Here is a 25,430-nt window from a genome sequence, read left to right on the forward strand (position 1 = left end):
TGCTAATAAAAGTATATATGAGTATGAGTTATAATGCAACGATAGAAGAGGAAAATAAAGAAATAGCCAACAGATATAAAGACCTACTCAAAGGAACATATCAAACGCTAACAGATGATGATAAAAAACTAATACGTAAAGCTTTTGAAATTGCTGTTGAAGCACATTCTCAACAACGAAGAAAAACAGGAGAACCTTACATTTTTCATCCAATTGCGGTTGCCAAAATTGTTGCCTATGAAATAGGACTTGGAGCTACATCAATTGCTGCAGCATTACTACATGATGTTGTGGAAGACACCCATTATACCGTAGAGGATATTGAGCGCTTATTTGGTGAAAACATAGCACGTATTGTTAGCGGACTAACCAAAATTTCAAACCTGAAAAAAGAGCAGGATTATTCTATCCAAGCTGAAAACTTCAGAAAAATGCTTCTTACCTTACATGATGATGTTCGTGTAATTCTTATAAAAATAGCAGACAGGTATCATAACATGCAAACTATGGATGCTATGCCACCTCATAAGCAGGTAAAAATAGCATCTGAAACCTTATATATTTACGCACCTTTAGCTCACAGACTGGGATTATATAACATAAAAACAGAACTGGAAGATTTAGGTTTGAAGTATACAGAACCTGATGTATACAATGATATTCTTACTAAAATAAAAGACAGTAAAGAAGAACAACAAAAGTATATTGATAGTTTTACGGACATTCTTAAAACGGCCTTAAATAAAGAAGCCTTTTCTTATGAAATAAAAGGTCGTTTTAAATCTATTTTTTCTATCAGAAGAAAAATGCGTAATCAAAACGTAACTTTTGATGAAGTATATGACAAATTTGCGATTAGAATTATTTACAAACCTTCTTCTGAAGATGAAAAGTTTGATGCTTGGAAAATTTATTCTATTGTAACCGATTTCTTTAAGCCTAATCCGGCTCGTTTACGCGATTGGATTTCGCAACCTAAATCAACCGGATATGAAGCCTTGCATATTACTGTGATAGGACCACAATCAAAATGGGTTGAAGTTCAGATTCGTTCACAAAGAATGGATGAAATTGCAGAAAAAGGATATGCAGCACATTTTAAGTACAAACAAGGAAACCTTAGAGAAAATGGTTTAGAAAGTTGGTTAAACAGGTTAAAAGAAACTCTTGAAAACCAAAGTTTAAATGCTGTAGATTTTGTTGAAGATTTTAAACTTAACCTCTACGCTAAAGAAATTTATGTATTTACACCAAAAGGTGATTTAAAATCGCTTCCTAAAGGAGCCTCTGCTCTTGATTTTGCCTTCTCTGTTCATACAGATGTGGGATTAAAATGTAGAGGAGCTAAAGTAAACGGTAAACTGGTTCCGTTAAGTCATAAACTAAATAGCGGTGATCAGGTTGAAGTTTTAACTGCCTCAAACAACAAACCTAACGTAAGATGGTTAGACTTTGTAATAACAGCACGAGCAAGAACAAAAATTAAATCAGCCTTAAAAGCAGAAGAAAAAAGAATTGCTGAAGAAGGAAAGGCCATTTTACTGCGTAAATTACGTCACCTTAAAATGAGCACTAATGAAAAAACAATTCATGAAATAGCCAGTTATTTTGGATTAAAATCAAGTTTTGATTTATTCTATCGGGTTGGAAATGGTGCTATCGATAACACTAAACTTAAAGAATTTGTAGCGCAAAGAAGTGGTGCTTTTATGAGTTTTATTAAAAGTACTTTTAGAAGAAACCCTTCAAAAAACGTCACTGATAAAGAAGAAGTTACCAGTAATTATGATTCTTTAGTTTTTGGTAAAGATGAACAAACTCTAGACTACACACTTTCTAAATGTTGTGCCCCTATTCCGGGTGATAAAGTATTTGGCTTTGTGACCATTAATGAGGGAATTAAAGTTCATAAAAATGACTGCCCGAATGCTATTTCTTTACAGTCTAATTATGCTTACCGAATAATGCCTGCAAAGTGGATAGACTCTACACAGCAAGAGTTTAAAGTAATGCTTAAAGTATCCGGTATTGACAAAAAAGGAATTGCCAACAATATCACCCGTATTATTTCTACCAACATGGATGTATATATTTATGGTATTAATATAACCGGGGACGATGGTGTTTTTGAAGGTAGCTTAACTCTAGGTATAAAAAACATAGCTCAGTTAACTAAATTAATAGAAAATATTAAGAAAGTTGATGGTGTTCAAAAAGTAGAGCGTGTTAATACTTTGTAAATATCATTTTAACATCATGCTTTATTTATCAATAAATAAACGTAAATTTGCCTTTTCGTAAAATTCAAACAGAATGGAAAACTCTGCAGACAATCAAGAAATTGTAAAAAAGGTATTTACTTCCTATTTGGAAGAAAATAAACACCGTAAAACACCGGAGCGCTACGCTATTTTACAAGAAATTTATGAGGCTGATGAGCATTTTGATATTGAATCATTATACATCAAAATGAAAAACAAAAACTATCGTGTTAGTAGAGCTACACTATATAACACTATAGATTTATTACTTGACTGCGGATTGGTTAGAAAACATCAATTTGACGGGCAATCAATGGCCAGATACGAAAAAAGCTATTTCGACAAAAATCACGACCATGTTATCTTTACAGATTCAGGTGAAGTTAAAGAGTTTTGTGATCCGAGAATTCAAATTATAAAGAAAACTATTGAAGAGGTTTTTGATATAGATATTCATAACCACTCATTATACTTCTACGGTACTAAGAAAAAACAAAATTAACAACAACAAATAAATACTTAACAATACACACTAAATGGCAGTAGATTTATTACTCGGTCTGCAATGGGGAGACGAGGGAAAAGGTAAAATTGTAGATGTACTTACAAAAAACTACGATATTATTGCACGTTTTCAAGGAGGGCCAAATGCCGGTCATACATTAATTTTTGATGGTAACAAACACGTATTACATACAATTCCTTCCGGAATATTCCACAAAACTGCTTTAAACGTAGTAGGAAACGGAGTTGTAATTGATCCTGTAATTTTCAAAAAAGAGCTTGAAAATTTAGATGCTTATCATATAGATTATACTTCTAAATTATTAATTTCTCGTAAAGCTCATTTAATTTTACCTACACACCGTTTATTAGATGCCGCTTCTGAAACTTCAAAAGGAAAAGCTAAAATAGGCTCTACTTTAAAAGGAATTGGTCCTACTTACATGGATAAAACCGGTAGAAACGGAATGAGAGTTGGCGATTTAGAACTTGATAATTGGAAAGAGAAATATGACATTTTGACTGAGAAACATTTAAAAATGTTAAATTTCTTTGAAGTAGATATCCAATTTAATTTAAAAGAATTAGAAGCTGAATTTATTACAGGTATTGAAAAATTAAAAACATTACAGTTTATTGATTCTGAAGAACTCTTAAACTCTGCAATAAAAGAAGGAAAAACCATTTTAGCTGAAGGAGCTCAAGGATCTTTATTAGACATCGATTTTGGTACTTACCCGTTTGTAACATCATCTAATACTACTGCTGCCGGAGCTTGTACCGGTTTAGGAATTGCTCCTAATAAAATAGGTGAAGTTTTTGGTATTTTTAAAGCTTATACTACTCGTGTAGGTTCTGGTCCTTTCCCTACCGAATTATTTGATGAAGATGGTGAAACGATGGCTAGAGTTGGCCATGAATTCGGAGCAACTACCGGACGTCCTCGTAGATGTGGGTGGTTAGATTTAGTTGCTTTAAAATACGCTGTTCAAGTAAACGGAGTAACGCAACTTATGATGATGAAAGGCGATGTTCTTTCTGGTTTTGACACTTTAAAAGTATGTACTGCTTACAAATATAAAGGTGAAGAAATTACACATTTGCCTTATAATATTGAACCTGAAAATGTAACACCTGTATTTACTGAATTTAAAGGTTGGGAGTCTGACTTAACTAAAATGACTAGTAATGATGAATTGCCAAAAAGTTTATTAGACTACATTGATTTCATAGAAAAAGAAACCGAGGTTCCTGTTAAAATAGTATCAGTAGGTCCTGATCGAAAACAAACCATCGTAAGATAATATAAGAGTTAAAAAGGAGTTCTGTACAGAACTCCTTTTTTAATACACAATTTATGATAGAAGAATATATAGAAAATAGTATAGCTCAATTTAAATCATACAAAAAAGTTGCCGATAAAACCCTGAGTCAACTACAGGAAAAAGATATTCATTGGAAGTATAATGAAGAAAGCAACAGTATTGCTTCTATAATTATTCATATGTCTGAAAATATGCAATCCAGATGGACAGATTTTTTTACCTCAGATGGGGAAAAAGAATGGAGAAATAGAGATAATGAATTTGAAGAACAATTAATCTCTAAAGAAGAATTAATAAATAGATGGGAAAAAGGTTGGAATTGCTTATTTGACGCTTTACTTAGTTTAAATTCTGAAAATTTTAATACACCTGTTATAATACGAAATAAAAAAGTAAAATTAATTGAGAGTATTACAAGGCAAATTGCGCATTACCCCTACCATATAGGCCAAATTGCATACATTGGTAAAATGATTTTAAACACACAATGGCAATCTGCATCAATACCAAAAGGAAAATCAAAAGAATTTATTCAAGCTCAATTTGAAGAAAATAGAAAGTAAAAAAATAAAGGTCTTTTTAAATTTAAAAAGACCTTTATTTTTATTTATCACCTACCGTATCTAAAATACTGGCAATAGTTGCTTTATTATCTACACCTAAACCTTCTTGTTGATGTATTAACTCTCCTTTTAAATTAAACACACTTATAATATTTGAATGAGAAAAATCTAACGGTGAAATTTGTTTATACTTCACTGCCAAAACATTGGCAAACTCCCTTACAGAATCTTCATTTCCCTGTAAAAAAGTCCATTGATCACCATCCATATAATTTTCTTTAGCAAACTCTTTTAATCGTTCTGGGGTATCATTCTTTGGGTCTATACTTACCAAAACATATTGAACCTCATCAGTATACTTTTCAGGTATTTTAGCAGCAATATTTCTCATATCTGCCACTAGCCTAGGGCAAGCAGCTTTACAAGACGTGTAAATCATTACCATAACCAATGTTTTCCCCTTTAAATCTTTTAAATGAATACTTTTATTTTCTTCCGTTTTCCATACAGATATTAGGTTAAAAATGGATGTTTCAGAAAAAGAAGTATCAGCTACTTGTAATACCTTCTCTTCTTTTAATGTTAAATCCATTTTACAAACCGGGCATGATCCTTTATGCATATACACTTTTTCGCCTTCACATTTCATAGGACATTCGTAAGCAACAACTTCTTCCAAAGCTGTTTTATTTTCCTTTTTACAGGCATTCATCAAAACCATTAAAAAAAGAATAACTAGTAGCTGTTTTATAAATTTTATCATATTAGTTTTTATCTTTTACACATCTAAACCCTAAATTTTTCATAGTATATCTCGCTTTCAAACTTCCTCGTGTAGCATAACGCATAAAAGCAGCATAATTCATTAAATCAGTAGCTCCAACCGCTGCACTTCCGCAAAATAAATTACTATCATTATCTACATCTTTTCTTGACTCTCCGGAAACCAAAACAGAATTAAAATCTGAAGTCCATTCCCATACCAATCCATGCAAATCATATACTCCCCAATAATTTTTAAATGTTGATCCCACCTTATTTTTAAACGTTTTAGGTTTTTCATACCACCCTAAAATAAAAGTATTGTACGTTTTAAACTTTCGGGCATCCGGTACTTTTTCATTAGCCATAGCAACATATTCCCATTCATCAACTGTTGGTAATCGCTTACCTTTCTTTTCACAATAACTTTTAGCAGCAAACCACGACACATTAGTTACCGGTGAAATAAGTTGTTGTTGTTCACCTAGCAACGTGTCATTTTTCCATGCAACTAAATAGTTTTTATCAGCAAACAATTTAATAATCTTAGATTTTCTCCACTGTTTGTTCTCTTTTACAAATGCTAAAAATTCTTTATTCGTTACCGGATATACATCTATAAAAAAATCGTTTACTAAAACTTTTACAGAATCTCTTCCGTATAAAGGAATATACTCTCCCCCTTTTATCATAGCCATTTTAGATTGGCAATTCACCTTGGAAATGCAGCAAATAAATAGACAAATTGCCAATCGTAAAACAATTTTCATGATATCCTTTTTTAATTAATTTTAGTGGCTACTTTTCACTTCCTTAACCGTATTTACAGCTACGTTTGTTTTATTATTACCCCATGAATTGTACACATAGGTTAACACATCTGCTACCTCTTCTTCGCTCAATGCCTGTTTAGTCATAACACTATTATATTGTTTACCGTTCACTGTAATTTCTCCTGTTTTTCCGTGTAAAACAATACTAATAGCCCTTTTAACATCAGCATTCAAATAATCAGATTTTGCCAAAGGAGGAAACGCATTAGGAATACCTTCACCATTAGCTTGATGACATGCAAAGCAGGTTTTCATATACACTTGTTTACCGTCAGCAATTTTTTGTTCTAATGATTTTGTTTGTTCAACTACCTCTACTTTTTTAGTGGTTTCCGGCATTTCCTGAATAGTACCACCTTCCGGATTATAAATACCTTCTTGTTTAACGCCTGAATACACACGTTTCTTTTCTTCTCCTTTTACTTTCAACATTCCTAAAGCACCTTTATTAAATGCCCTAAAAATAGCATGATCAACTAAAATAAAAGTTCCCGGAACATCAACCTTAAAATCTACAATAGCAGCACCACCTGCCGGAATAGAAGTTGTTTGCACGTTTTTATTAATGGTACTTCCACCCTCAATATGCACATTATCAAAAATCTCACCGATTACATGGAAAGATGAAGTTAAATTTGGTCCTCCGTTTCCAACAAATAATCGTACTGTTTCTCCAACATTAGCCGTAATAGCATTATCTCCAGTTAAAGCACCGACCTTTCCGTTAAACACTACGTAATCAGCATCTTCATCTACTGCTTTTTTCATATCAAAAGGTTGTAATCCAGGATCACCATTTTCACCCTTAGTATAAAAATCTCCCTGCATAATATAGTACTCTTTATCAACCTTAGGTAATCCTCCTTCAGGTTCTACCAAAATCAAACCGTACATTCCATTAGCAATATGCATACCTACAGGAGCCGTTGCACAGTGATAAACATATAATCCGGGATTTAATGTTTTAAAAGAAAATGTTTTTTCATGCCCTGGAGCTACAAAAGAAGAAGTTGCTCCACCACCCGGTCCGGTTACAGCATGTAAATCTATATTGTGAGGTAATTTATTGTCCGGATGATTAGACAGTGTAAACTCTACCTCATCCCCCACTCTGGTTCTTATAAAACTTCCCGGAACAGAGCCCCCAAAAGTCCAATATACATATTTAACACCATCGGTCATTTCTCCTTCTTTTTCTAAAATTTCCATATTCACCAGTAGCTTTTTTGCCCCTCTGTTCCCCACCGGTGCCGGCACATGCGGAGGAGCCGTTAATTCAGCCTTAATTGTTCCTTTAATAGCTATTTCAGTAGGATCAACAACTGCTAAATTGTTTTTATTTTTCTTTTCCTCTTTACAACTCACGAATAAAGCTGAAGAAAAAAGAATAACTAAACCTAATTTTATGTTTTTCATGGTATTTGTTTTTGTTATGTTTTCTTTAGTTTTAATAAAAGATGTTTTTATCCTTTATATAAACAAATGTATCTGAACTTTGGAAACTAAAACATGATATTTGTCATGCTAATAAAAAGAAACCCCAAAAGATTGTAACATCTTTTGAGGCTTTGAGATTTAATCATTAACCTTTAAATCTCTCATATGCTTCTTTTTCTAACTCCTCTCTAAAGTTAGGGTGTGCTATAGAAATTAATGCTTTGGCTCTTTGTTTTAAACTTTTGCCAAATAAATTAACCACTCCATACTCTGTAGCTACATAATGAACATGCGCTCTTGTAGTAGTTACACCTGCCCCCTCTTTTAAAAACGGAGTAATTTTAGATATTCCTTTATTAGTAACAGATGGCATTGCAAAAATTGCTTTACCGCCTTTTGATAAAGAGGCTCCTCTAATAAAATCCATCTGACCACCAACCCCTGAGTATTGATATTTACCAATGGTATCTGCACAAACTTGTCCGGTAATATCAATCTCTATAGCACTATTAATAGCAGTTACCTTAGGATTGAGTTTTATAATTGAAGTATCATTTGTATAACCCGCTTCTTTAAAATGTACTAACGGATTATCATCTATAAAATCGTATAACTTTTGTGAACCTACAGCAAAACAGGTTACTATTTTCCCGGTTTTAATTTCTTTCTCCTCACCGGTAATAATTCCTTTTTCTACTAATGGTAAAATACCATCAGAAAACATTTCAGTATGAATTCCTAAACGACTATGGCCATGTAAATTGTGTAAAACGGCATTGGGTATGTTACCAATTCCCATTTGCAAAGTAGCTCCGTCTTCAATTAATTCCGCTACATGAAACCCTATCTTTTTCTCTATTTCAGAAGGCTCTCCGGTAATCGATTCGTGAATAGGAATGTCAACCTCTACAGCCAAATCAATATTACTAATATGAATAATACCGTCACCATGGGTTCTTGGCACTTTAGGATTAATTTGAGCTACCACTATTTTGGCAGTTTGTATAGCCGGTAATGTAATATCTACCGAAGTTCCTAACGAACAATAACCATGTTTATCCGGAGTAGATACTTGAATAAAAGCCACATCTAAAGGATAAATTCCTCTTCTGAATAACCAATGAATTTCACTTAAAAAAATAGGAATATAATCTCCATTATTAGTATTCACTCCCTTTCTTACATTGTCTCCTACAAAGCAACTAACCAATTTAAAAGAATTAGAATACGGTTGCTCTAAATACTTTGCATTACCATGAGTATGAATTTGAATAATTTCTACATTTTTTAGTTCATTATAACGTTCACAAAGAGAATCAATTAATAAATTAGGAGTCATAGCAGCCCCTTGAAAAAATACCTTATTGTTAGATTTTACAATGGCAACTGCTTCTTGTGGTGATACTATTTTCATATGTTGTTTGCGTATTATCATTTTGCTTTTCTGATACAAAGGTGAGATTAAACATTGGAGATTTATATGACTTTAATCATACTATTTATAATTTTTATTCATCTATCAAATCCTACCCTTAAACTATATTTTAACAACAACAATCTAATAAAAAACAGTAGTAAAGCTACACTTGTAATTTTGCTTTAAAATATTAAAAGTCAATAATAAAAATTAAAGTTTCGCTACTACTAATTTCTTCAGATATCTGAAGAAATTAGTATATCATAGAAATAGTTTAATACAGAAAAATTAATTATTGAATAAAACCATTTAACGATATAAATTAACCGTTCATCTACATAATACTTACTACTGCCTGTTGACAATGTATTTGTCAGTTTAAAAAAATATATTTGTTTAACACTAAAAGCCTACTTATACAAAAGTTATGAATTTAAAAATTTTATTAGTTGAAGATGACGAAATTGAAAAATTAAAATTTGAAAGAGCTTTAAAAAAATTAGGGACCAATCATACCATAATTAAAGCGGGCAACGGAGAGGAAGCTTTATTAAAATGTAAAGAAGAACTTCCCAATTTAATTCTTTTAGATTTAAATATGCCCAAAATGAATGGCTTGGAATTTCTATCAATATTAAAGTCGGACGAAAATTTAAAATTTGTTCCAACCGTCGTATTTTCAACATCAAATAACCATCAAGATATGATTAATGCTTATAAAATAGGTATAGCAGGTTATGTTGTAAAACCATTACATTATTCTGATTATGTAACCCAAATTGAAAAAATTATAGGATATTGGTCTATAAATGAATTGGTGACTTTATAATTTTTTAGTATCTTCAACTCTAGTAATAGTACTTATTAATCCCCCAATAAAAAACTAGATGAAAGGAATTGTTTTTACCGAATTTTTAGAAATGGTTGAAAAAAAATTCGGGATTGAAACTGTTGATACTATAATAGTGGAGTCTAACTTAAAATCTGAAGGCGCTTATACTTCTGTAGGTACTTATGATTTTTGGGAAATGCAAAACCTATTAGCCAATCTTAGCAAACAAACTACCATAGATATAAATTCACTTATTCATTCTTACGGCTTGTATTTTTTTGACAGCTTAAAAAATGGATATCCTTATATATTTAATTACTATAAAACTGCTTTTGAGTTAATTGCTGGAATTGAAAAACACATTCATGTTCAGGTAAGAAAAATTTATCCTGATGCAGAACTCCCTTACTTCATTAATCATGAAGAAGACGATTCTAAACTTGTTATAGAATATCAATCAGAAAGAGCCATGTATGCATTCGCCCAAGGGTTAATGGAAAGAACTTTAGAACATTATAACGAAAAAGCTACCATTAAAAAAGAGTTTTTAAATGATAAAGGAACTAAAGTACTATTTACACTAGTTAAAAATGCATGAGGATAAAATAAAAATATTAGAACGTGCTTTAGAAAGAGAAAAAAAGGCCCGAAAACAAGCTGAAGAAATTCTTGAGCAAAAATCTCTTGAACTTTTTGAAACAAATCAAAAAATTGAAGAGTTATTAGACGATCAAACTGCTCAACTTAAACTTATTGTTGATAATTCATCTTTAGGAATTGTACTTTCACAAAATGGTAAGCTCATAAAAATAAACAAGGCAATTATTGATTTACTGGGTTATTCATATGATGAGCTCATCCAAATGAATATTAATAAAGACTTTACACATCCGGATGATATAGAAAAATCCAACAAGCAAATAGCATTATTAGAAAACAATAAAATTGATAAATTTTCAATTAAAAAAAGATATCGTAAAAAAGACGGTACCTACATATCATGCAACACCAATGTAAGCGCTATTAGAAATACAAAAGGAGAAGTTAAATACCAGGTAGCATTAATTGAGAATATTACAGAAATAGATAAAAAAACAAAAATGCTTGATGCACTCAACAAGCTTTCTGTTTCTATCTTAGGAAAAAGAGATTTGCATGAAATTGCTTGGGAAATAGCTAAAAGCACAGCTAATCATTTAAACTTAGAAGACTGCGTTGTATATACTCTTAATAACGAAACAGGTATGTTAACACAGATTGCTGCTTATATCAATAAAACAATTAATGGTAACACTATAACCAATCCGCAAAGTGTTCCTTTAGGTAAAGGAATTGTTGGTATAGTAGCTAAAACCGGTAAATATTTACTTATTAACGATACCTCAGAAAATAAAAATTATCATGTTGACGATTGTTTTCGTTTATCCGAACTAGCTGTACCTATTATTGCAAATGGAAATGTTATTGGAGTGATAGATTCTGAAAATAGCAGAAAAAATTACTTTAACACAGAACATGTTGAAGTGTTTACAAATATTGCCAACCTGGCATCAGCTCAATTCAATAGTGCTATAAGCCTGGAAAAAGAACGAAAAACCCAAAAAGAAAAAGATAATTTATTAGTTCAGTTAGAAAAAAATAATGAAGAACTAAAAAACTTTGCACATGTTGTTTCTCATGACTTAAAGTCACCATTAAGAAGCATGGCTACGTTAATCTCATGGATTAAAGAAGATAATAACGGAAAATTTGATAAGGAAACTTCTAACAACTGTAACATGCTTTTAGGTAAAATTGATAAAATGGACTCTCTAATCAATGGTATTTTAAAATATTCAAGTATTGATAAAATTGAAAAAAACAATCAAAAAGTCAATTTACAAGATGTGGTTTCTGAAATAATAGACACCATTTTTATTCCAAAGCATATTACTGTTACTATTAAAAATACACTTCCCGTAATTTATGGTGATAAATACAGGTATCAACAACTATTTCAAAACTTAATTAGTAATGCTATTAAGTATAATGATAAAGAAGAAGGTTTTATTATTATTGATGTAGTTGAACACGAACATTCATATCAGTTTTCTGTTCAAGATAATGGTATTGGAATAGATGAAAAATATCACTCAAAGATCTTTAAAGTATTTGAAACCTTGGGCAAACACGATGAAAATTCTACCGGAATTGGCTTATCAATTGTTAAAAAAATTATAGACTTATACGGCGGAAAAATTTGGGTTGACAGTGTACCGGATCAAGGAACTTCTTTCTTTTTTGAATTAAAGAAAAAGCCTCTTTAATCTTTCAATTAAAAAGGCCCATTTTCATAAATTGAAAATACAATACAATCTGCTAATAAAAACAATACGTTTTATTTATCTCTATAAAGTTAATAAATATCTGTTTCTAAAACAATTATCCTTCGATGTAAATATGCATTATAATAGATGAGTTGTTATATTTAAACGGTGAAATGACTAATTTACCTAGCTAAAAAAATATTAAAGTAAATAAAAAACCTCATTATTTAATAATAATGAGGGTCTTGTGAAGGATCAGAGGGGGATACAAACAAACTACAAACTGTATTTTATTCTTGTTTATAAGTTTACGAATTTCTAAAATCTCTTAACAACAATAAAAATAATCATTCAACCAAAAACTATGGTCTGTCAATCGATGAAACTATCTGTTTAATCGGTGAATTGTAAAAAAACACAGACAAATGGTTATATTATTATAATTAAAAACCTCATTATATGTATACATATAATGAGGTTTATTAAAATCACTAAAAAAAAATACAAACAAACTACTAACTAAACTTTATAATTTTTGTCCATTTTTTATATCTAATATTATATAAAATGGTTACTAATAAACTTTTACTCTTTAACAACATCTTATGAGATAAGGTAACTATTGCGCTTTTTCTAGAGCTAAAGGTCATTTCTAACTTTTTATTCAATTTTAAATTCTTTAATAAATCATTAAAACTTTCAAAATCTCCCGAAAAATCAGCATCAAAATACCCTACATATTTTATAGTTGAAATACTATAAAAATACCTTGCTCCTGCCCTAATAGCCATAGGTTTTCCTTGATTTTTCTTTTTATTTATAATTGAAATTCTTTCTTCATATTCTTCTTTAAATTGAATTAAAATGTTTAAAGTGTTATCTTTACTTCCATCGTTTACAAAACATAAATGAAAATCATCAAAATCGTTTAACCATTTTCTAAACACTTCAATATTTAACCTCTTTTCTTCATTATAACATGGAATAATGATACCTACCTTCATAAAATATGTTGTTTTACAAATTCAAAGGTAGTTGCATATAGCGGCATTTATATTGAAAATCGTTTAATCTATTTTTTTATAAGTTGAACGGTAAATATCTATAGATTAGTTTATTGATTATACTAGTTACCTTTATAATATAAATTAAACCTGCTGATAAATAAATGAAAAGAAGTTTAAATAAATACTTCATTTTAGCATTAGGGCTAGCTCTTCTATTTCATGGAAGTGCTTTGTTTTATACTATAGAACAAACTTATGATGCACTAATACATTTATTTTTTGCTGAACATTATGCTAGTAACTGGCAAGAACCCTGGTCTTATAAATGGTATACCGGTTTTACGGTTATGGGTTATCCTCCTCTAGTACATCAAGTATTAGCTATATTATCGTTTATTGGTGGTTTTAAATTTGCTTTATTTTCTTTTTCTTTTCTTATCATTATTTTATTTGTTTCAGGAGTTTACAGATCTAGTTTACTACTAACTCAGAATGAAAATTATGCAGGATTTGCTGCTATTTTTTCGGTATTCTCATCTGTTTTTATAGAAACATTTCACTTATTTGGTCAGTTACCAACCCTAACTGGGATCTCGCTTTTAATGCATTCTATGCCTGAAATTTATTTATGGATTAAAACCCAAAAAGTAAGGTATTTAATTTCGTCTTTACTTTTAATGGGACTTATGGTATGTTCACACCACGTAACTCCTATTTTTGGGATGGTATTTTTTATCTTTCCATTAATAGGCTTAGTTATTATGGATATTTCAAAAGAAATTACAGGAAGTTACTCTACCATAAGATTAGCCTTTTTTATAAAGCAATTAACCAAATCAATAAAACCCATTCTTATTTTTGGAATAGCCTCATTATTTTTAATGATTACTTGTATTTTACCATATTGGATAAACACTAAGAAAAATCCAATAACACAAGTTCCTATTCCTCATGGTTCCCGTGATAATTTTTTAGAAGTTTTATCTTCCGGGCTGGTTTTCTTTTTAATTCCTTATGGGGTAATAATAGTCTTGTTTCCTTATATTTTTTATCGTTTTTTCTCTAAACGTCTATTATTTTTTGGATTATCATTTTCAATGCTATTCTTACTTGGCACCGGAGGAACTACTCCACTCCCTAAAATGATTCTTGGAGAAAATGCCTTTTCAATTTTAACACTCGATCGTTTTACCTTTTGGGCATCAATAATGAGTTTACCTTTAGTAGGTGAATTTTTATATAGAATAGCCAAAAAGGACTATAAGGATTATTTAATACAAAAATTTGGAAGAATTTATTTTACTTCTATTATAATTTTATTGGGGAGCCTGATAACTTTTTTTTCCATTTTCACTATTAATTTAGGTAAATTAAGACCAAGTCAACCTCAAGCTATAAAAATGCTGCCTATCATTAATTTTTTAAATCAGGATATGCATTATAAATGGCGCTATTTAACTTTAGGTTTTGGAGATCAAATGGCTTGGCTATCTGCCCAAACCCAAGCACTTACGGTAGATGGTAATTATCATTCTGCCAGACGCTTGCCGGAGCTTACTACAAAAGCTGTTGAACGCTTAGAAAACTCTAAATTCAGAGGTATTGAAGGTATAGGGTCGCTTCAACAATTTTTAGCAAATTCAGAAAAATTTAATTTAAAATACATTTTTTCTAATGATAAATTTTATGACCCCATTCTTTTCTTTACCGGTTGGGAAAAACTATCTCTTTTAGAAAACGGAATTATGGTTTGGGAGAAAAAAAACATAAAACCTTTACCTGTAATTATTCCTCGAATTGATGTACCCTTATATCAAAAAATAATTTGGTCGTTTATTCCTGTAAGTTTAATATCTATAAGTATTATATGGTTTTTACTAACCTTAACTTTTTACAATCATCACTCAGCTTACAATATCAAACATAAGGCTACTTCTTTAAAATTTTCAAAAACTATGTGGGTATGGAATATTTTTTTAACAGGAGCTACCATGTACGGTTCTTATTTATTTTATATTAAAAACAATTCTCAAATTTCATCAGAAAATGTAGTGCAATCTTATTTTGATGCTCTTGATTTTAAAAAGTTTACAACAGCACATTCTTATTTAGATGCTAATGTTAAAAAATCACTAGATCAGTTCATGTTAGAAATTTCAGTTTCTGATGGTTTATTAAGTTCTTATGCAAAATTGGAAGATATTACGACCAAAATAGTACAGAAAAACGGCGATACTACTTTTGTTGAAACACAAACAAAATGGATTACGCCTCTAGAAACTATCTATAAAAAACAGATAATTAAAACATTACAACGAAATAGTAAATGGTATATAATTCCCGAAAAAAATGACGAATATATACCTGCCAATTTATTTTTTAATGTAAATGAAACTACATTTTATAATCAGGGTAGACGTAAAATTACAACACAACAAACTTATCATGAAGATATTTTACCACAACCTGTAGCGTATGTGCAACAGGCTAAATTAATTTTTAATAAAAACGAAAATCAATATCATGTAATTGGAGAAATTCAAAATGTAGATTATTTTCCTTCAGCTATAAATCTAAAAGCCGTTTTATACGATGAAAATAATGTAGAATTAGCTTCGTACAGCTCTAAGTTTCAAAACAAACATTATTTGAATCCGTTTGAAAAAACAGTTTTTAAAATTGATTTTGAAGAAGTAGCTTGGATACATTCAAATAAAAAAGAGAAGAGTTTTAACCCTAATGAATTTCATCAAAAAACATTTTCACATAAACCTGTAAAGTTCATTTTACATGTAAGCACCAGTGTAGCCACAAAAAATTTATATCAATCAGTTCAAATTAATGAGTTAACTTTTGATAACAACTATATTAATGGATTGCTTTTTAACGCAGGTGCTAAAGAAGTTACTATACCCCAGTTATTAATTTCATATTATAAAGAAAATGAGTTATTATGGATTGATCATCAATTCATTAAAGAAAGTGTAAGACCACATAGAAAAAGAACTTTTAATTACAAAACCTTAAATACATCTGTCATTGAAATTATAACCAATACCACAAACAATTGCTTTGTAAATGGTTTACAAAATACTGTTGGCGCTGCTGACAGACTAGAAAGATTTAACAACTTAGAAGATAAAAACATTATGGTAGTTCAAAATAATAACCAAATGAAACTTCAAATTGCTAACTTTATTGGTAACTGATCACAACTATGAAATTTATTTTTAGCATACTTTTACTATTTTTTATTTCTTGTAATCATAGAGATACAGATGAACTATCAAATTTTTCATCTGAAATAGTATTTAATTGGATTCAAAAGCCTACTGCTTCGTATGCTAATGAAAATATGAACTTTATTTTAACCGGAAACCTTAATACAAAAAACACGTATCTTTTTATTACTAACGATTACGGAAATACTATTATAGAACCTACTCTACAAGGTAATAAACTAACTTTTGCCATTCCTAGTTTTTTTACAAAAATATCCGGAGAGTTCCTTTTTTCTCTAACTACAAACGGACAAATTATAGATAAAGGAACAGTTACAATAAAACCTATACCTTATGCTCAGCTTTTAGAAACTTATTGTGGACCGTCTTATTTAGTGGCTTCAGATAAAGATTACTCTATGCTAGTAGTTATTCCTAATGATTTATATGATAATCCAAATGCGTCCGGTTATTTTACTTCTGAAATGTATAATGAAAAAAAGATTGATAAATATGTTGATAATCATGAACTTTTAGGTTATAGTAATATTAATAGCAAAGAAAAAAAAGGGAAAATATTTGTCAAAGCTTATACAGACAGTATCAAATCAAAAACACTTGAATTGTCTATTTTAGCTAATAATCCTGTAAACTTTACAATTACATATCATAGAAATACTTCTTTTGCTGATGGTAAAGAACTAACCACTTTAAAAACCTCAGTTATTAAAGATATATATGGAAATAGTATTGAAAACGGAACTTTAGTTAGCTTTTATATGACTACTAATGACTCTATATATATGAAAGCTTACGGATCAACTATTAACGGAATTGCTACAGCTAAATTTGTTCATCCAACAGAAGAAAAAAAATACACCGTAAAAGCTTATGTAGAAAATTTTTCTTCAAGTAACAGCCTAATAATTAACTATATTAAAGCCAATTATTAAACTATGAAAAGATTACACTGGAACCAACGAAAAACAAAACAAATACTTGTTATTATCGTTTTTTTACTAACTAATTTTGCTGTGATAAGCTTATTATCAACTATCTATTACGAATTTAATTCCGGAGCTGATAGAAGTAATCTTTTACACATTGATTTAAAGTTTAACAATTATTATTTACCTAAAATTAATATCTATACTGAAAATACTGAAGGAAGAAAACTAAATGAAGAAATAATAAAAAACATTAGAGAAGATTATATTAAATCTTGGTACGTAAGAAAATATGCTTTACAAAATAACGATGCAAAAGCTATTGAAGATTTTTATACCGATTCTGCTCAAGTAAAAATTAAAAGAATAATTAATAACAACGCTAAAAGTAAAATTACAATTCACTCGACCTCTCTTAATCATAATCTTAATATTCGTTTTTTTTCAGAAGATGGTCAAGTTGCTTATGTTAATGATAGTAAGGTTCATGAACAAACATTTTTCTACCAACAAAATCAATTAATACATCAAGAAAAAACAATTAAAAACTATAAAGCTATACTGTTGCTTGAAGATGGCTTTTGGAGAGTGAGACATTTAGTAAGTGATACTGTATATAAGCCTGAAAAGGACACCGTTAAAACTAAGGATTATCCTTTTAATATAAAAGGCATCAACTATTATCCGCAAAAAAAGCCTTGGTTTAAATTTTGGAATGCTTACGATAGTTTAGTTGTAAATAAAGATTTCAGTTTAATAAAAAAGTTAGGATTAAATGCTATCAGAATTTTTATTCCTTATGAAGTATTCGGAAAAGAAAAAGTATTAACAACTCATTTAAACCATTTAAAAACTACACTTGATATTGCTCAAAAAAACAATATAAAAATAATCGTTACTTTTTTTGACTTTTACAGCAATTATGAGGTTTTAGACTATACTCTTTGTGATAGACATTTAGAAACCATTATAACACATATTAAAAATCATCCGGCCTTAATTCAATATGACGTTAAAAATGAACCTGATTTAGACTTCAAAATACACAACAAGCAAAAAGTAATTAATTGGTTAGATTTTGTTATTCAACAGGTAAAAAATTATGATAAAAATACCCCTGTTACCATTGGATGGTACGCTCCTGAATCTACTTCTATACTAGAAAAAAAAGTTGATTTTATTTCTTTTCACTATTATAAATCTCCCGAAAAATTTAAAGATGCTTATTTAATGGTAAAAGAAAAAACTAACAAGCCAATTGTTATTCAGGAATTTGGTAGACATTCATATAATAGTATATGGAACCTATATAGCCATAGTGAAAAAAAACAGGCTGCCTATCATAAAGAAATGCAAACAAACTTCAAAAGTTTAGGTGTTAAGCATTTTGTTAGTTGGACACTCTATGACTTCCCTGAAATAGATGCTTCTATATTTGGTAGGGCTCCATATAAAACGGGACCTCAAAAACACTACGGTTTTATTGATGTAAACGGACAACTAAAGCCTTCTTCAAAATATATAATCCCATATGCAAACTAGGGTTTTTAGGTATATCAACTCAGGGATAACACTTAACATCTTTCAGGGTTACTACTTATCGGATTTTTAAATTTATTTTACAAAATTTGCCCAGTTTAAAGTCGGGGGGGCTTTAGACAATATGTTTTTTATAGTTACCCATTCTCACCAGAATGGGTTTCTTTTTGCTTCTTATCTATACTTAGTGTGTTTTAATCGAAATACCTAATCGTAACATGTTATGCTTCATAATTTTACAGTACAACTAAAACATAATAATATGAAATTAGGTATCGTATCATCGTTTCCACCAAGTAAAATAACCCTAAATGAATATGCTTATCATTTAGTTAAAGGGTTTGTTTCACTTGATAAAGTTGAAGAAGTAATATTGTTTTGTGATAAAACTCATGAAGATAAAGTACTTGACTTTCCTTTTTCTGAAAAAGTAACAATTGTTGAATGTTGGGAGTTTAATAATCATAAAACATTATTCTCAGTAGTAAAAGAAGTAAAAAAGCACAAACCGAATCAAGTTTTGTTTAACCTTCAATTCATGAAATTTGGCGATAAAAAAACAGTAGCAGCCCTAGGACTATTATTACCAAAAGCCATCCGTCTTAGTGGAATTCCTACCACTGTTTTAATTCATAATATTTTAGAAGCTGTAGATTTAGAAAGTGCTGGTTTTACTAAAAACCCGATTCTAAAAACGGCTTATAATGCTATTGGGTTTTGTTTAACCAAGTTTATTTTAAGTGCCAATACAGTAGCTGTAACCATTGCGAGATATAAGCGCATTCTAGAAAAAAAGTACAAAGCCAAAAACATTACAGTGATTCCTCACGGTACATTTGAAATTGCCAAAAAACCTGAATATACATCTTCTTACACTATCAAAAGAGTAATGACATTTGGTAAGTTTGGCACCTATAAAAAAGTTGAAATCTTAATTGAAGCTGTTGAAAAAATAAGACAGCGTACCAATGAATCTATAGAAATTGTTATTGCAGGCACAGACAACCCAAATACTTTAGGGTATCTTAAAAGTGTTGAAGAAAAATACAAACACATTCCTAATATACATTTTACCGGGTATGTTCCTGAAGAAGATGTTGAACAAATTTTTAATGAAAGTACTGTTGTTGTTTTTCCTTACACTTCTACTACCGGAAGCTCGGGCGTTTTACACCAAGCTGGTAGCTATGGAAAAGCAGTTGTACTACCTAATATTGGTGATTTAAAAGAATTAATTCAAGATGAAGGATATGCCGGAGAATTTTTTAATCCGGAAAGCGTTGAAAGTTTAGCAGATGCTATACAAACTATTTTACAAAATGATAATTACAGGTTAAGTTTAGAAAAAAACAACTACAAGGCTGCTACAGCTTATCCTATGAAAAAAATATGTGAGATGTATTTACATGCATTTAAAACTCAAGAAAAAGTTAATTTAAACCAAGCTTTGGCTTAACTTCACAAGAAGCATTTATTTTTTTAAGACATTCTTATAATAAGAATGTCTTTTTTCTATTCCAATAAGAACATATAAAAAGCTTTTTCAAGAAAACAAGTAACTAAATCACTCTGTACTTTATAACTTAAGGATTTTTTAATACTTTAGGAATTAAAGCTTCTTTGCTTGTTCTAATATAAAATTATCTGAGTATATTCTTACCATCATAACCTTATATACTCATTAACCTTTTTGTATCCGATTTTCCAAACTAATGATATTAATTTTTCATATAACTAAAAAATCCTGCAATTAAATTACAGAATTTTAAACCTAAAGTAAAGATCCATAAAATCGATTAAGATCTGCTATATTTTATAAATAGAGATCTTATCAAATAAAAAATAAGGGGAAAACTTCAAAAAGAAAAAGGAAAAAGAGAAAGGTTTAGCTCCTATTTCTACATAGGATTACTTTAGTTTACTTTCTGTGTATAATTTATAAAATAATGTACTGACTAACAAAAGAAACATCAATATTATTTGAATATGAACAACTTGGTTTAATGAAGTATGAAAATTAAATAATAAAACCACCTGTAAAACCCCAAAAACCATAGCTATAATAACAGGTGTATATTTTGAAAGAGATAAAAAATAGTATACAAATACATTAGCTAAAGCAAACAAAGAAGTAGCCAAAGCGTACTTATACAATAAATAACCTAAACTGATATACTGTTCTCCAAAAAGAAGAGTTATAATTGTTTTTGGAAACACATAACAAAAAACAACTAATGTAATGGTCAGAATTAGTATAACTTTTAAATAATTATTTAATATTTTTTGTGGATTTTCACCATCCTTCTTTGCTTGTATTACTTTAGGTAATAACACCATAACAAGCATCCAAATTATAAAATAAACTACTCTTCCTATTAACGCTAAAGAAGCATATAAACCTGCTTCTTTAGAATTAAAAAAATGTTTAACTATTAAGATATCTGAGTTATTTATAATTATTTGTGTTCCCTCATATAAAGCTGTTATCAATAAAAAACTATAAATACTTTTAATTTCTATTTTATTCAAAATCGATTTTTCTCTAATACTGGAAAAACTAAATTGATTAGGAAAAACTCCCATAACAAATGATATAAGAATACTTATCGCAACAGCAATTGTTGGCTCTGCTAAATGAAAACCAATTAGAAAGAAGGTTACAAACAACCTTCCAAACATTTCTAATAAGTACGATTGAGATAAAGCAAAAAATTCTTGCTTTCCTTGATGTAATCCTCGTGAAATACTCATTATAAAATATATAGGAACACCTATTCCTAAAAAATAAAAAACATATTTATTAGGAAGCTGAAATATATTTCTTAAGGTTTCTGCAGATAAAATGCAAAGTACCCCCACAATAGCACTTACGTACAAAGTATATTTATATACTACCTTTTTAAAGTTCTTTATTTTTTCTTCCGGTAATTCAATAACAAACTTGGCACTCAATAATTGAATTGTCATTGCTAAAAACGACAGTATTAATAATAAGGTTATTAATACGGCAACATCTGCAAAAATTTCAGGTCCCAACCATCTTCCTAAAACTAAATTATATACATAATTACCTGCGTTAACAATCATAACACTGATCATAAACCATTGAGCAGATGATAATTTAATTCTATTATTAAGTGTTGTTACCTGCATAACTTTCAAATTTATGATTTAATAATACCTTTTAATTTAGGTTCATTTAATATCCATGCAATTTTTTCATTTACTTTTCTAAAAATCTTAACTCTTTTATTATGAGTAGCTGCTGTTTTATACAATTCCTTCAATGCTTCAATTCCTGAAGTATCAATAGTTTTAAGATTTTTTAGGCTTAACACTATTTTTGAGTCATATTTTAAAAGGGTGTTAAAGTATGATAATAAGCTTTTAGAGTTTTCAAGTTCTAAACTTCCTTTTAACTCATATTTTCCTTTGGTATAATTTATTTGTAGCATTTTTTAAGTTTTTAAAATTAATCCTACGTCAAAATTCTTGAATTTACCCTCATTTTTCTATTTGTTTCGACAAAATGCAGATTATCAAAGATTAATGAAGCATGATTATCTCTTAACTTGCTTATAAATCAGAAACCAAAAAATTATGAAAAACAGTGTACAGTTATTATTCTTATATGGTATTTTATTACTTTCTTCAACTATTGTTTCTCAATCAGGCATGAACTCTGGCTTTAGTTTATTAGAACAAGGAGAATTTGCCAAAGCCAAATTATTTTTTGAAGCCTATTTAAAAGATTATCCTGAGAACAAAACTGCTAAATTATGTTATGGAAGAGCCGTTGGTTTAAGTGGAAACCCGAAGCAAGCAAAAGTAATTTTCGATGAACTGTTAAACTCAGAGCCTCACAATTTAGAATTCAGAATTAATGCTGCAGAATGTTTACTTTGGGATAAACAATTTGAAGTTGCTTTAATTGAATATAAAGAACTTGAAAAAAATTATGACCCAAATCCTATTATTGAACTTGGTCTTGCCAACACATATAGTAATCTTAAAAAATTTGAAACTGCCATACATCATTATAACAAAGGTATTTTACTAAACCCTAAAATACTGGGTATATATATTGGACTTGCTTATACTTATCAGGCAAATAATCAAGATCAATTAGCTTTAGAAACTATAGATAAAGCTTTATTGTTAGACGTAAAAAACCAACAACTTATTAATTTAAAAAAATCAATTACCCAAAAATATACAATGCAGATAGTTCAGAAAAACAGCATTACATCTGATAGTGGCCATAACCAATCAATAAACTCTAATACAGATTTTACGTATCCTCTTTCTACCAAAACTTCTGTTGGTGCTTTTTATCATTTCAGAGAAGCATCAAATACAATTACTCGTGAATCTTCTCAGCAAGGTAGCTTTGGTGTAAAAGCTTCTTACCAACTTACTAATAAAATAAAACTAACAGGGAATATTGGCAATACTTCTATTTCTGGAAATAACAGTTATCGAGATTTTATTTACACCATTGGCGCGCATATAAAACTTAGTTATAATCAAGATTTAAATATCTATAATCAAAAAGAATATCATAATTTCAACGTACAATTAGTTAATAGTAAAATAAGTCAAAATCACTTTTATGCTAATTATCATATCATCTCAAAAGTAAATATTGGGCTTTTTACACAGTACTATCATACCATTCAATCAGATAATAACAATAGAAATTTGCTATTTTCCTCATTATATTATCTATTAAAAAAGGAAACTCCCTTAAAAGTAGGACTAAATACAGTTATAATGGGCTTTGATAAAGAAAGAGCTGAAGTATACTTCAGCCCGAAAAAATATTTTGTTTTTGAAGGATTTATTGATGTTAACTTTACCAAACCATCTCAAAAACTAATAGCAAATGGAAATGCTGCTTATGGTTATCAAATAATTAATAATGACAGTAAACAACAAAGTTTTAGAATAAAAGCTAACTTAGGTTACAAATTTAGCAATACTGTTATTGTTACTGGCTTTGCTGAATACAGCAACCAAGCAATAGGGAATGCTTCAGGCTTTGAATTTAATGAGATAGGAATTGTATTAAAATGTCATTTCTAATTCAATAAATTAAGCCTCTTCATTAACTCTGGTCTGTTTGATCTACTTACAGGGATTACTTCCTTTTTTATAAGTACGCTATTATCTTCTATATCAATTATTTGTTTAAGATTAATAATATATGATCGATGTATTTTCAAAAAAAGATCGTCCGGAAGCTTATCCTCTATCTTTTTCATCGTAGTATGAACGATATGATTTTTTGTTTCCGTTTTAATATTAATATAATCACCCTTAGCCTCAATTAAATATATATCAGGAATTAATATCTTAACCAATCTCCTGTCTATATTAACATATAGCTCATTTTTCTCTTCTCCGTTTTTTATCTCTTCCTTCGGAACACTCTTTTCTTCTTTTTTTACATCAAGCTTAGTTACAGCTTTTATAAATCTAGGTAATTTAATTGGCTTTACCAGATAATCAATAATACATTTATACTCAAAAGCATTAAGAGCAAAATTTTCATCTGATGTGGTTAATATAATATTTGGAGGATTGTTTAAACTGTCTATAAAATCAAATCCGCTTAATTCAGGCATATGAATATCTAAAAATACTAAATCAACTTTATTAGTATTAATAAAATCGATAGCATCAAGCGCATTATCAAAAGTTGACAGAATATTGATGTAATCTACTTTAGAGCAATATTTCTCAATAATTACTCTAGCTAGTTCATCATCATCTATTATTATTGAATTTATCATTTATAGTTTTTTAAGGAATTGTTCTATTTGGTTAAGAATAATGATAAACTCATCATATAATTCCTTGGAATTATTGAACAACTGACTTTCAAATTTAGAAGCCAACAAATAACCGTCTCCTAAATTTAAAAGATTTATCTTATGCTTTAGTTTGTGAACAATTTCTGCACTTTCTCTATAACTCTTTCTTTCTATTGAATCTAAAAATGCTTTTTTTTCTAGAGGGAACTCTTTTATAAGAATAGCTAGCATTTGCATTTTAAATTCCTCATCATTATCACATATTTCATCAAACTTAGATAAATCTGGCAATTTTTTCATTATCATTATTAATATGAACATAAATATAGTTTAAAAAAAATGATATTCAAAACAATACCACTTCTTAACTCTAAGAAAATTTACATAATACAAATAAGATTCCATATAAGAACTCCTAAGATTATAACTATACAGCACAAACTCAATCTATTCAGGTTGAGTTTTTTTATGGTGCTATCGTTCAAACAGTCTTTCTAAGCCAAGTAGACTTTACAATAAAGGATTGGGTATATAAGGATAAAAAAGGCTTTATACAGGCTTTTTTTTAGTTGTAATAGTAGAGATCATATAAAACAAAAAACCTCATTACATCAAGTAATGAGGTTTATAAAGAAAGGCAACGACCTACTCTCCCACCTG

At 29.4% G+C, this 25,430-nt stretch carries 21 protein-coding genes; 12 read left to right on the forward strand and 9 right to left on the reverse strand.

Annotated features, from left to right (window positions below; all coding sequences use genetic code 11):
- Positions 1-23: 23 nt before the first annotated feature.
- The 4 genes from ACQY1Q_RS13695 (at position 24) to ACQY1Q_RS13710 (ending at position 4,653) form a co-directional block, all read left to right on the forward strand.
- A complete protein-coding gene (locus ACQY1Q_RS13695) occupies positions 24-2,240 on the forward strand; it encodes a RelA/SpoT family protein (RefSeq protein WP_431005905.1) in 2,217 nt (738 codons plus the stop codon).
- A 73-nt stretch (positions 2,241-2,313) separates the two neighbouring features.
- Positions 2,314-2,763, forward strand: a complete 450-nt coding sequence (locus tag ACQY1Q_RS13700) for a Fur family transcriptional regulator (RefSeq protein ID WP_431005887.1) — start codon at positions 2,314-2,316, stop codon at positions 2,761-2,763.
- 34 nt (positions 2,764-2,797) lie between these two features.
- Entirely contained in the window at positions 2,798-4,069 is a 1,272-nt protein-coding gene (locus tag ACQY1Q_RS13705) for an adenylosuccinate synthase (protein ID WP_431005888.1), read from the forward strand.
- A 53-nt stretch (positions 4,070-4,122) separates the two neighbouring features.
- Positions 4,123-4,653: a DUF1572 family protein gene (locus ACQY1Q_RS13710; RefSeq protein ID WP_431005889.1), complete on the forward strand. Its 531-nt coding sequence runs from the start codon at positions 4,123-4,125 to the stop codon at positions 4,651-4,653.
- A gap of 40 nt (positions 4,654-4,693) precedes the next feature.
- On the opposite strand, the gene ACQY1Q_RS13715 is transcribed toward ACQY1Q_RS13710, so the two are convergent.
- From ACQY1Q_RS13715 to ACQY1Q_RS13730, 4 genes are all read right to left on the reverse strand, one after another.
- Positions 4,694-5,413, reverse strand: coding sequence for an SCO family protein (locus ACQY1Q_RS13715; RefSeq protein WP_431005906.1), 720 nt, complete (start codon positions 5,411-5,413; stop codon positions 4,694-4,696).
- Positions 5,414-5,417: 4 nt separating this feature from the next.
- Complete coding sequence (locus ACQY1Q_RS13720) at positions 5,418-6,185, reverse strand: formylglycine-generating enzyme family protein (RefSeq protein ID WP_431005890.1); 768 nt, start codon at positions 6,183-6,185, stop codon at positions 5,418-5,420.
- Positions 6,186-6,206: 21 nt separating this feature from the next.
- Positions 6,207-7,664 carry a copper-containing nitrite reductase gene (gene nirK / locus ACQY1Q_RS13725; RefSeq protein ID WP_431005891.1) on the reverse strand — a complete coding sequence of 486 codons (1,458 nt, stop codon included), beginning with the start codon at positions 7,662-7,664 and terminating at the stop codon, positions 6,207-6,209.
- 166 nt (positions 7,665-7,830) lie between these two features.
- The gene (locus ACQY1Q_RS13730; protein WP_431005892.1) at positions 7,831-9,099 is read right to left on the reverse strand and encodes an acetyl-CoA hydrolase/transferase family protein; all 1,269 of its coding nucleotides are present in this window, start codon (positions 9,097-9,099) and stop codon (positions 7,831-7,833) included.
- 430 nt (positions 9,100-9,529) lie between these two features.
- On the opposite strand from ACQY1Q_RS13730, the gene ACQY1Q_RS13735 reads away from it, so the two are divergent.
- Genes ACQY1Q_RS13735 through ACQY1Q_RS13745 form a run of 3 tightly spaced genes read left to right on the forward strand, consistent with a single transcriptional unit; the run spans position 9,530 to position 12,240 of the window.
- Positions 9,530-9,931 carry a response regulator gene (locus tag ACQY1Q_RS13735; RefSeq protein WP_431005893.1) on the forward strand — a complete coding sequence of 134 codons (402 nt, stop codon included), beginning with the start codon at positions 9,530-9,532 and terminating at the stop codon, positions 9,929-9,931.
- A 58-nt stretch (positions 9,932-9,989) separates the two neighbouring features.
- Entirely contained in the window at positions 9,990-10,532 is a 543-nt protein-coding gene (locus tag ACQY1Q_RS13740; protein WP_431005894.1) for a heme NO-binding domain-containing protein, read from the forward strand.
- Positions 10,525-12,240, forward strand: a complete 1,716-nt coding sequence (locus ACQY1Q_RS13745) for a GAF domain-containing sensor histidine kinase (RefSeq protein WP_431005895.1) — start codon at positions 10,525-10,527, stop codon at positions 12,238-12,240. Before ACQY1Q_RS13740 ends, ACQY1Q_RS13745 begins: the two co-directional genes overlap by 8 nt.
- 515 nt (positions 12,241-12,755) lie before the next feature.
- On the opposite strand, the gene ACQY1Q_RS13750 is transcribed toward ACQY1Q_RS13745, so the two are convergent.
- Positions 12,756-13,244 carry a glycosyltransferase gene (locus ACQY1Q_RS13750; RefSeq protein ID WP_431005896.1) on the reverse strand — a complete coding sequence of 163 codons (489 nt, stop codon included), beginning with the start codon at positions 13,242-13,244 and terminating at the stop codon, positions 12,756-12,758.
- Between the two features lie 164 nt (positions 13,245-13,408).
- Between ACQY1Q_RS13750 and ACQY1Q_RS13755 the strand changes: the two genes are divergently transcribed.
- The 4 genes from ACQY1Q_RS13755 to ACQY1Q_RS13770 all read left to right on the forward strand — a co-directional run bounded on the left by ACQY1Q_RS13755 (position 13,409) and on the right by ACQY1Q_RS13770 (position 20,410).
- Positions 13,409-16,456, forward strand: a complete 3,048-nt coding sequence (locus tag ACQY1Q_RS13755) for a hypothetical protein (protein ID WP_431005897.1) — start codon at positions 13,409-13,411, stop codon at positions 16,454-16,456.
- Between the two features lie 8 nt (positions 16,457-16,464).
- Positions 16,465-17,421, forward strand: coding sequence for a hypothetical protein (locus ACQY1Q_RS13760; protein ID WP_431005898.1), 957 nt, complete (start codon positions 16,465-16,467; stop codon positions 17,419-17,421).
- A gap of 3 nt (positions 17,422-17,424) precedes the next feature.
- Positions 17,425-18,957, forward strand: coding sequence for a glycoside hydrolase family 2 TIM barrel-domain containing protein (locus ACQY1Q_RS13765; RefSeq protein ID WP_431005899.1), 1,533 nt, complete (start codon positions 17,425-17,427; stop codon positions 18,955-18,957).
- Positions 18,958-19,216: 259 nt separating this feature from the next.
- Positions 19,217-20,410: a glycosyltransferase gene (locus ACQY1Q_RS13770; protein ID WP_431005900.1), complete on the forward strand. Its 1,194-nt coding sequence runs from the start codon at positions 19,217-19,219 to the stop codon at positions 20,408-20,410.
- 452 nt (positions 20,411-20,862) lie between these two features.
- Here the strand turns inward: ACQY1Q_RS13770 and ACQY1Q_RS13775 are convergent, their stop codons facing one another.
- Together ACQY1Q_RS13775 and ACQY1Q_RS13780 are read right to left on the reverse strand one after the other, a co-directional pair.
- The gene (locus tag ACQY1Q_RS13775; protein ID WP_431005901.1) at positions 20,863-22,107 is read right to left on the reverse strand and encodes an oligosaccharide flippase family protein; all 1,245 of its coding nucleotides are present in this window, start codon (positions 22,105-22,107) and stop codon (positions 20,863-20,865) included.
- A gap of 11 nt (positions 22,108-22,118) precedes the next feature.
- Positions 22,119-22,409 carry an STAS domain-containing protein gene (locus ACQY1Q_RS13780; RefSeq protein WP_431005902.1) on the reverse strand — a complete coding sequence of 97 codons (291 nt, stop codon included), beginning with the start codon at positions 22,407-22,409 and terminating at the stop codon, positions 22,119-22,121.
- Positions 22,410-22,554: 145 nt separating this feature from the next.
- Between ACQY1Q_RS13780 and ACQY1Q_RS13785 the strand changes: the two genes are divergently transcribed.
- Positions 22,555-24,039, forward strand: coding sequence for a tetratricopeptide repeat protein (locus tag ACQY1Q_RS13785; RefSeq protein ID WP_431005903.1), 1,485 nt, complete (start codon positions 22,555-22,557; stop codon positions 24,037-24,039).
- On the opposite strand, the gene ACQY1Q_RS13790 is transcribed toward ACQY1Q_RS13785, so the two are convergent.
- On the reverse strand, positions 24,036-24,746 hold the full coding sequence (locus ACQY1Q_RS13790; RefSeq protein ID WP_431005907.1) for a LytR/AlgR family response regulator transcription factor: 711 nt from the start codon (positions 24,744-24,746) through the stop codon (positions 24,036-24,038). The genes ACQY1Q_RS13785 and ACQY1Q_RS13790 overlap by 4 nt on opposite strands.
- Before the next feature lie 3 nt (positions 24,747-24,749).
- The gene (locus ACQY1Q_RS13795) at positions 24,750-25,070 is read right to left on the reverse strand and encodes an Hpt domain-containing protein (RefSeq protein ID WP_431005904.1); all 321 of its coding nucleotides are present in this window, start codon (positions 25,068-25,070) and stop codon (positions 24,750-24,752) included.
- Between the last annotated feature and the right edge of the window lie 360 nt (positions 25,071-25,430).

It is taken from the genome of Tenacibaculum sp. TC6, from assembly GCF_050606265.1.
Taxonomy (GTDB): domain Bacteria; phylum Bacteroidota; class Bacteroidia; order Flavobacteriales; family Flavobacteriaceae; genus Polaribacter.